7 protein-coding genes are annotated in these 7,660 nt (G+C 74.5%); 6 read left to right on the forward strand and 1 reads right to left on the reverse strand.

Annotated elements, in window-relative coordinates; genetic code table 11:
• From B1H55_RS12575 to B1H55_RS11705, 5 genes are all read left to right on the forward strand, one after another.
• Positions 1-1,126 (forward strand): DUF7847 domain-containing protein (locus B1H55_RS12575; protein ID WP_080461751.1); only part of this gene is annotated, 1,126 nt, incomplete at its 5' end.
• A gap of 30 nt (positions 1,127-1,156) precedes the next feature.
• Entirely contained in the window at positions 1,157-1,879 is a 723-nt protein-coding gene (locus B1H55_RS11690; protein ID WP_073451080.1) for a DUF4129 domain-containing protein, read from the forward strand.
• Complete coding sequence (locus B1H55_RS11695) at positions 1,876-3,096, forward strand: DUF4350 domain-containing protein (RefSeq protein WP_073451079.1); 1,221 nt, start codon at positions 1,876-1,878, stop codon at positions 3,094-3,096. The genes B1H55_RS11690 and B1H55_RS11695 overlap by 4 nt, the downstream gene beginning before the upstream one ends.
• A 95-nt stretch (positions 3,097-3,191) precedes the next feature.
• Complete coding sequence (locus B1H55_RS11700) at positions 3,192-4,172, forward strand: AAA family ATPase (RefSeq protein ID WP_169917297.1); 981 nt, start codon at positions 3,192-3,194, stop codon at positions 4,170-4,172.
• Positions 4,173-4,239: 67 nt separating this feature from the next.
• Positions 4,240-5,529: a DUF58 domain-containing protein gene (locus B1H55_RS11705; protein ID WP_077240240.1), complete on the forward strand. Its 1,290-nt coding sequence runs from the start codon at positions 4,240-4,242 to the stop codon at positions 5,527-5,529.
• A 113-nt stretch (positions 5,530-5,642) separates the two neighbouring features.
• Here the strand turns inward: B1H55_RS11705 and B1H55_RS11710 are convergent, their stop codons facing one another.
• Positions 5,643-6,644, reverse strand: coding sequence for a stage II sporulation protein M (locus B1H55_RS11710; RefSeq protein ID WP_077240256.1), 1,002 nt, complete (start codon positions 6,642-6,644; stop codon positions 5,643-5,645).
• A 15-nt stretch (positions 6,645-6,659) separates the two neighbouring features.
• Here B1H55_RS11710 and B1H55_RS11715 point away from each other — a divergent pair, with 15 nt between their 5' ends.
• Positions 6,660-7,526: an RDD family protein gene (locus B1H55_RS11715; RefSeq protein ID WP_073451076.1), complete on the forward strand. Its 867-nt coding sequence runs from the start codon at positions 6,660-6,662 to the stop codon at positions 7,524-7,526.
• Positions 7,527-7,660: the final 134 nt, after the last annotated feature.

A 7,660-nucleotide genomic window follows, 5' to 3' on the forward strand; every position in this document is an offset into this window, starting at 1 on the left:
GGCGCCCGGGGCCGACGGCGGGCCGGCGGCGGTGCCCGGGGCGGGCGCCCGACCCGCCTACGGCGCCTACGGGACCCCGCCCGCCGGCCGGGGGGCGCCCGCCGACGGCATGGGGGGCGGCAATCCCTACGGGGACCCGCAGTCCTTCTTCCCGGCCCCCAAGCCGGGCATCATCCCCCTGCGGCCACTGGGCATCGGGGACATCATCTCGGGCGCCTTCGAGTCGATGCGCGCCAATCCCAGGGCGATGTTCATCCCGGCCCTGCTGACCATGGCGGTCGTCGGCGCGATCAACGCCGCCGGCAGCTACCTCCTGGGGAGCTCCCTCGTGTCCATCATCCCGGATCCGGGCACGAGCCAGTCGCTCACCCCCGAGGAGGCCGAGGCGCAACTGGCCTCCCTCCTGCTCGGCCTGGCCGCCGAGCTGGGCTCGCTCATCCTGACCTTCCTGGCGACGACCGTGCTGTCCGGGCTGCTCATCATGACCGTCTCCCGCTCCGTGCTGGGCAGGGTCGTGAGCGCGAGCGAGGTATGGACCCGGGTCAAGGGCCGGATGTGGGCCCTCATCGGGCAGTCGCTGCTCATCAGCCTCGTCTCCTTCGCCACCGTCGCGTTCCTCGGGGGCCTGGTCCTCCTGGCGATGTACGGGATCGTCAGGGACTCGAGCTCGTCCCTGCCCCCGGGGCTGGCGCTGCTCGTCATCCTGACCGCCTTCGCGGTCGCGCTCCTGGCCATCGCGCTGTCCTGGGTGTTCATGGTCCGCTTCACCTGCGCCCCCAGCGCGCTCATCCTGGAGGACATCGGGATCATCGAGTCGCTCAAGCGCTCCTGGCGCCTGAGCCGGGGCTCCTTCTGGCGGGTGTTCGGCGCCCTCCTGCTGGCAGTGCTCATCACCGTCACCGCCTCGAGCGTGCTGGCACTCCCGATCTCCCTTCTGATCTCGTCCAATGCGCTCGTCGGGGGCAGTGCGCTCCCCCTCATGGCGGCCCTGCAGTCCTTCTTGACCGATCTCGTCCAGGCGGTCATCCTCCCGTTCAGCGCCGCGGTGTCCGCCTTGATCTACATCGACCTGCGCATGCGGGGCGAGGGCCTCGACGTCGAGCTGCGCCGCGCGGCCCAGGCCTGATCCCATCGTGGAGCGGTGGCGGGATCACGCATGATCGCACTGGAGCAGGCGGCCGTCCGGGGCGCGGGCGCGCCGGGGGCGCTCGCCCGCGCGGGGACCCCTCCGGCGACGCCGGATGCCTCGCAGGCCGGCGAGGCGGCACAGCGCGAGCTGGCGAAGCCCGCCTACGCCGAGAGGGCCGACCCGCTGACGGCGGCCTGGCACTGGATCCAGCACCATATCGATCTCGGCTCGGTCATCCCCGGCATCCCGCCGTGGGCCTCCGCGACGATCCTGGTCCTCGCGCTGACGGCCCTCATCGTCGTCATCGGCGCGATGGCGAGGCGGGTCACGATCGCCAGGCTCGGCGGCGAGGTCCGCGGCTCGCTGTTCGAGGACGACCGCGACGCGGCCGCCCTGACCAGCGCCGCGGACCTCGCCGCCGATCGGGGCGACTTCGCCACCGCGGTCGTCGACCGCTTCCGGGCGATCATCCGCTCCCTCGACGAGCGCTCCATCCTCGAGGACTACCCGGGGCTGACCGCCCACGAGGCGGCCGGGCTCGCCGCTGACGCACTGCCCGGGCTGTCCGCCGACCTCCACTCCGGCGCCCGCCTGTTCGACGCCGTTCGCTACGGGGACGTGATGGCCAGCCCGGAGGAGGACGCCTGGATGCGGGCCCTGGCCGCCGACGTCGAGGCGCAGGCGGGCCGGGCGCGGCGCGACGCCGGGCGCCCCGCCGATGCGGCGACCGCGAGCGGGGCGCGCCGATGACCCCCGCAGGGGCGCGCCCCGGGATCTCGGCTCCCGCCACGTCGTCCCCGGAACCCGGGCCGGCGGGCGCGGGCGGGGACCAGGTCATCGGCGCGACCATCCGCCAGCGCCTGCGCTCCTGGAGGCCGGGGCTCCTCACACTGCTCGCCCTGCTCGTCCTGGCCATCATCACCCAGGCGCTCAAGCCCACCGAGTCGACCACGTCGCTGGCCATCGACAACCCGCACGCCAATGGCGCGCAGGCCCTCGCGGCGCTCGTGGGCGAGTGGGGCGTCGAGGTCGATGCCGTCTCCAGCGCGCGCGCCGCGCGCGAGGCCTCGGCCGAGGGCGCGACCGTCGTCCTCATCAACGCCGGACGCCTCAGCGACGAGGAGCGCGGGCAGTTCGCCTCGGCCGGCGGCGACGTCGTCGTCCTCGGCGCCCTCTACAACAGCCTCGAGGGGCTCACCGGGCTCACGCCCAGCGGCGTCAGCGCCGCCTCCGGCACCACTGTCAGCGCCCAGTGCGACGACGTCGACGCCCAGGCCGCGGGGACCATCCCGGCCGGGCGCGGATCTGTGGGGCTGGGCGGCGCGGCAGGGGCCACGGGATGCTTCCCCGTCGCCGACGGCATGTACGGCTACGCCACCGCGCCGCTCCCCTCGGGCGGGACCCTGCGCGTCCTGGCCTGGCCCGAAACCGCCATGAACTCCCGCCTGACCAGCCAGGGGAACGCGGCGCTGGCGATCCGCGCGATCGGCGCATCCAAGCGCGTCGTGTGGTACGACGCCGCTCAGGCACCGAGGCGGAGCATCTGGAACCAGCCGTCCACGCCCCGCTTCCTGCCCGTTGTCCTGGCGCAACTGGTCATCGCGGCGCTCGCCCTGGCCATCGCCGAGGGCCGCCGCTTCGGGCGCGTCGTCGTCGAGGACCTGCCCGCCATCGTGCGCTCCACGGAGACCACGATCGGCAGGGGCCGCCTCTACCGGCGCGCCCGGGACCGCGGCCGCGCCGCCACGGCTCTGCGCGCGGGGACGGCCCTGCGCCTGGGCAAGCGCCTCGGACTGCCCACGGGCGCCGGTCGGGGCGAGCTCATCGACGCCCTGTGCCGTGACGGGCGCCTGCGGCCCGCCGACGTCGACCGCATCCTCTACGGCCCCACGCCCCCAGACGACCGGTCCCTCGCGGACCTGGCCGCCCAGCTCGACCGACTCGAGAGCGAGGTCCACTCATCATGAGCAGCACTGACACCGGTCGGCCCGACCAGGCCGACCGCTCCCCCGCGGCGCCGATCCCGCCCGGGGGCCAGGAGAGCACGACAGACCCGGGGAGCATGAGGAGCACGGGGAGGGCGGAGGACGCCACCGCCGATGCCCGCTCCCGCCTCGTCGCCCTGCGATCGGAGATCGGCAAGGCGGTGGTCGGCCAGGACGCCGCCGTCACCGGCCTGGTCATCGCGCTCCTGGCCGACGGGCACGTCCTGCTCGAGGGCGTGCCCGGCGTGGCCAAGACGCTTCTCGTGCGCGCCCTGGCCCGGGCCCTTGAGATCGACACCAAGCGCGTGCAGTTCACACCGGACCTCATGCCCGGCGACGTCACCGGCTCCCTCGTCTACGACGCCCGCAGCACCGAGTTCTCCTTCCGCGCCGGGCCGGTCTTCACCAACCTGCTGCTGGCCGATGAGATCAACCGCACTCCCCCCAAGACCCAGGCGGCCCTCCTGGAGGCCATGGAGGAGCGCCAGGTGAGCGTCGACGGCGATCCCCGCCCCCTGCCCTCGCCCTTCATGGTGATCGCCACCCAGAACCCCGTCGAGTACGAGGGCACGTACCCGCTGCCCGAGGCCCAACTGGACCGGTTCCTCCTCAAACTCGTCCTGCCCCTGCCCGAGCGCGGCCAGGAGCTGGAGGTCCTCAGCCGCCATGCCGACGGCTTCAACCCCCGCGACCTGGCCGGCGCGGGCCTGGCGGCGGTCGCCGGCCCCGCCGATCTCCTCGCGGCCCGCGAGCAGGTCCGCGACATCGGCGCCTCCCAGGAGGTCCTGGGCTACATCGTCGACCTCGTGCGCGCCACGCGCGAGGCGCCCTCGGTGGCCCTGGGGGTCTCCCCCCGCGGCGCGACCGCCCTGCTCGCGGCCGCGCGCGCCTGGGCCTGGCTCTCCGGCCGCGCCTTCGTCACCCCCGACGACGTCAAGGCGCTGGCGCTGCCCGTCCTGCGCCACCGCATCGAACTGCGGGCCGAGGCCGAGCTCGAGGGCGTGACGGCGGAGGCGATCGTCACCGGCGCCCTGCGCTCGGTCCCCGTTCCCCGCTGAGCGCCATGCGAGAGCCCCTGGCCCCTCGTCGGCTCCCCTCCATGGCGCCGCTGAGGAGGGAGACGCCATGTTCCTAGCGCGACGCACCGCCGTCGTCCTCGCCCTCGGCGCGATCCTCGGCCTGCTCTGGCCCCGGCCCGCGACCATCGTGGTCGTCCTGGCCGCGACCGCGCTGGCGGTGGGTGCCGACGTGCTGCTGGCCGCCTCACCGCGCGACCTGCGCGTCCAGCGGAGCCTGGCCGGCGCCATCATGCTCGGTGAGACCGCCACCGCCACCCTGACCGTGACCAACACCGGCTCGCGGACCGCGGTGGCCCGGGTCCGCGATGCCTGGGCGCCGTCGGCCGGGGCGACCGGGGAGCGCAGCCGGATGACGATTCCGGCCGGGCAGCGGCGCAGGACCCGCACCGCGCTCACGCCCACGCGGCGCGGGGATCGACGGGCCGATCTCGTCACCGTTCGGCTGCTCGGCCCGCTGGGGCTCGCCGGGCGCCAGGCCTCCCTGCTCGCCCCCGCGCGACTGAGGGTGCTGCCGCCCTTCGCCTCCCGCCGCCACCTGCCCAGCAAGCTCGCCCGCCTGCGCGAGCTGGATGGGCGCAGCGCCGTCATGGTGCGCGGCGCCGGGACCGAGTTCGACTCGCTGCGCCAGTACGTCGCGGGCGACGACGTGCGCTCCATCGACTGGCGCTCGACGGCGCGCCGCGGGGAGGTCGTCGTGCGGACCTGGCGCCCCGAGCGCGACCGCCGCATCCTCATCATCCTGGACACCGGGCGCCGGGCGGCGGCACGGCTGGGGGACATGCCCCGGCTCGACGCCCAGATGGAGGCCGCCCTGCTCCTGGCGGCCCTGGCCTCGCGCGCCGGCGACCGCGTCGACGCCCTCGCCGTCGACAACGCCGTGCGCGCCCAGGTGCGGGGCGCGCACGGCGCCGCCCTCATGAGCTCCCTCGCCGACGCCCTCGCCCCGCTCGACGCCTCCCTGGTGGAGACGGACTGGTCCTTGCTGGCCTCCACCGTGCGCCAGTTGCTCTCCCACAGATCGCTCGTCGTCATCCTGACCGGGATCGACGGCGCCGCCGATGCGGACATGCTGCGCGCCACCGCCGCCCTGGCCAGGGACCACGCGCTCGTCATCGCCTCCGCCACCGACCCCGGGCTGGCCGAGCTGCGGGCCGAGCGGGGCGACACCGCCTCCGTCTACACGGCCGCCGCCGCGGAGAAGGATCTCGTGGAGCAGCACGCGGTGCGCGCCCGCCTGGCCCGCGCGGGGGCCGATGTGGTCCAGGCCGATCCCGGCGGCCTGGCATCCGCCCTGGCCGACGCCTACCTGGCGCTCAAGGCATCGGGGCGGCTATGACGGCGCCCGTGGGAGCGGGGGCGCTGAGGACGCGGGCCCCCCGGGCCCCGCTGGGACGCCCCGGGCGGTCGGGGCGCCCCGGCGCTGCGCCCGGCGCACTCGCCCGGCGGGGCTCAGCCGGCCTCGGGCGCGGCGTAGCCCATCTCATCGACGAGCACGGCGTCCCCGCCGTCGGCGAGGACCCGCTCGGCGCGGCGCCCCAGGACGAGCGTGTACGCCCACAGGACCGCCAGGGCGAGCAGTCCCAGCGCGGCCTTGAGCAGCCACGGGATCCGGGCGGCGGTGACGAAGCCCTCCAGGAGCCCGGCGACTCCGAGCGCTCCGGTCAGCCCCACAGCCGCGGTGATGAGCAGTCGGCCGTCCTCGGCGAGCGCCCGTCCGCGAGTGCGCGCCCCGGGGACCAGGAGGGTCCAGAAGAGCCTGAGTCCAGCGCCGCCCGCGAAGAACACGCAGGTCAGCTCCAGCAGCCCGTGCGGGATGATGAGCGCGAGGAACTGGAGGAATCGCCCGTGGTCGGCCATGATGGCCCCGGCCTGGCCGAGGTTCATGGCGTTGGCGAGCATGAGGTAGGCGGGGGCGATGCCGGTGATGCCCGCGCCGATGCAGATCGCCGCGATCCTGGCGTTGTTGGTCCACACCAGGGCGGCGAACTCGTGGGAGCCGTAGGCGGAGTAGTAGTCCTCGAAGCTCTCACTGGCGTACTGATCCAGCGCGCTGGACGGCCCGAGGGCGCTCATGGCCTCCGGGCTGCGCAGGGTCCATGCGCCGACGATGACGGCGATGATCGTGAACGCGGCGCCCACGCCGAGCGCCCACCAGCGCGCCCGGTAGAGCGCCAGGGGAACCGTCTCGGTGAGGAAGCGGGCGACGTCCCCGGCCCGGATCTCCCGGGTGCCGGTGATCCGGCCCCGCGCCTGGGCCACCCGTGCCGACATCTCGGTGATGAGATGGGGGTCGGGGGCGGATGCCCTCAGCCTGGACAGGTGCTGCGCCGCGATCCGGTACAGGATGACGAGCTCGTCGGCCTCGGCCCCGCTCAGGCGGCGGCGCGCGACCAGGGCGTCCAGACGCTCCCACTCATCGCGGTGGGCGGCGGTGAAGGCATCGATATCCACGGTTAGGAGCATGGCATGGCGGATCGAACGATCGCCTCATCCGAGCGGATGATGGAGGAGGTCCGGATCGTCACGGGCGAGGCGGTTCTCCTCGACGCCGCCCCGGCCTCGGCCGCCGCGCGCATGCTCAGCGGCATCATCGACTACGGCCTGACGATCATCGGGCTCGCCCTGTCCCTCATCACCCTCCTGGCCCTCCGTCCTGTAAGCGCGACGGGTGCGGACCCACTGATCGTCATCGCGATCTCAGTGCTCCTCCTGGCCTGGCTCGTCGTCCTGCCGCTGACGATCGAGGTGGCCTCGCGCGGCTCCTCCATCGGCCGGTGGGTCCTGGGCCTGCGCGTGGTGCGGGACGACGGCGGCGCCGTGAGGCTGCGCCACTCCCTGGTCCGCGTGCTCGTGGGCATCATCGAGATCTACGCCGCCGCCGCAACCCTGGCGATCGCCTCGTGCACGGTGACCAGGCACGGCAAGAGGCTGGGGGACCTTCTCGCCGGGACCTACGTGGTCCGGGATCAGCTGGAGGCGGCCACGGCGCCGCCGATCCTCATGCCGCCCGAGCTCGCCTCCTGGGCGGCGCAGGCCGACCTGCGCTCCCTGCCGGGCAACCTGGCGCTGGTCACGCGGACCTTCTTGCAGCGCGCCTCGACGATCGAGCCCCGCTCCCGGGCACGGATCGGCGCCGAGCTGGCCGCGAGCGTGTCCTCCTGCGTCTCGCCCCCGCCGCCGGAGGGCACGCACCCGGAGAGGTTCCTCGCGGCGGTGCTGGCGGAGCGGCGGGATCGCGAGCTCGCACTGGCGCTGAGGGACCGCCGGGCGGCCGAGTCGACCCGCGCCCGGATGGCCCTCCTGCCGCACGGCGTCGGCGATGACCCCGCCTGACCCCATCCCCCTTCGCCGAGACCGGTCGAAGTGGCGATCGAGACCACTATGTTGGTTGTGGGTGGGTGGGTCTGACTCAATCGAGACCTGACGGCCCCTGGTTTGCGGGGTGTGTCCTTGGACCGGCCTGTCGG

Origin of the sequence: Actinomyces denticolens (genome assembly GCF_002072185.1) — a bacterium.
GTDB lineage: Bacteria > Actinomycetota > Actinomycetes > Actinomycetales > Actinomycetaceae > Actinomyces > Actinomyces denticolens.

Coding starts and splice junctions, on each gene's coding strand:
- B1H55_RS11690 (WP_073451080.1), top strand. CDS start 1,157: ATGATCGCACTGGAGCAGGCGGCCGTCCGGGGCGCGGGCGCGCCGGGG.
- B1H55_RS11695 (WP_073451079.1), top strand. CDS start 1,876: ATGACCCCCGCAGGGGCGCGCCCCGGGATCTCGGCTCCCGCCACGTCG.
- B1H55_RS11700 (WP_169917297.1), top strand. CDS start 3,192: ATGAGGAGCACGGGGAGGGCGGAGGACGCCACCGCCGATGCCCGCTCC.
- B1H55_RS11705 (WP_077240240.1), top strand. CDS start 4,240: ATGTTCCTAGCGCGACGCACCGCCGTCGTCCTCGCCCTCGGCGCGATC.
- B1H55_RS11715 (WP_073451076.1), top strand. CDS start 6,660: ATGGCGGATCGAACGATCGCCTCATCCGAGCGGATGATGGAGGAGGTC.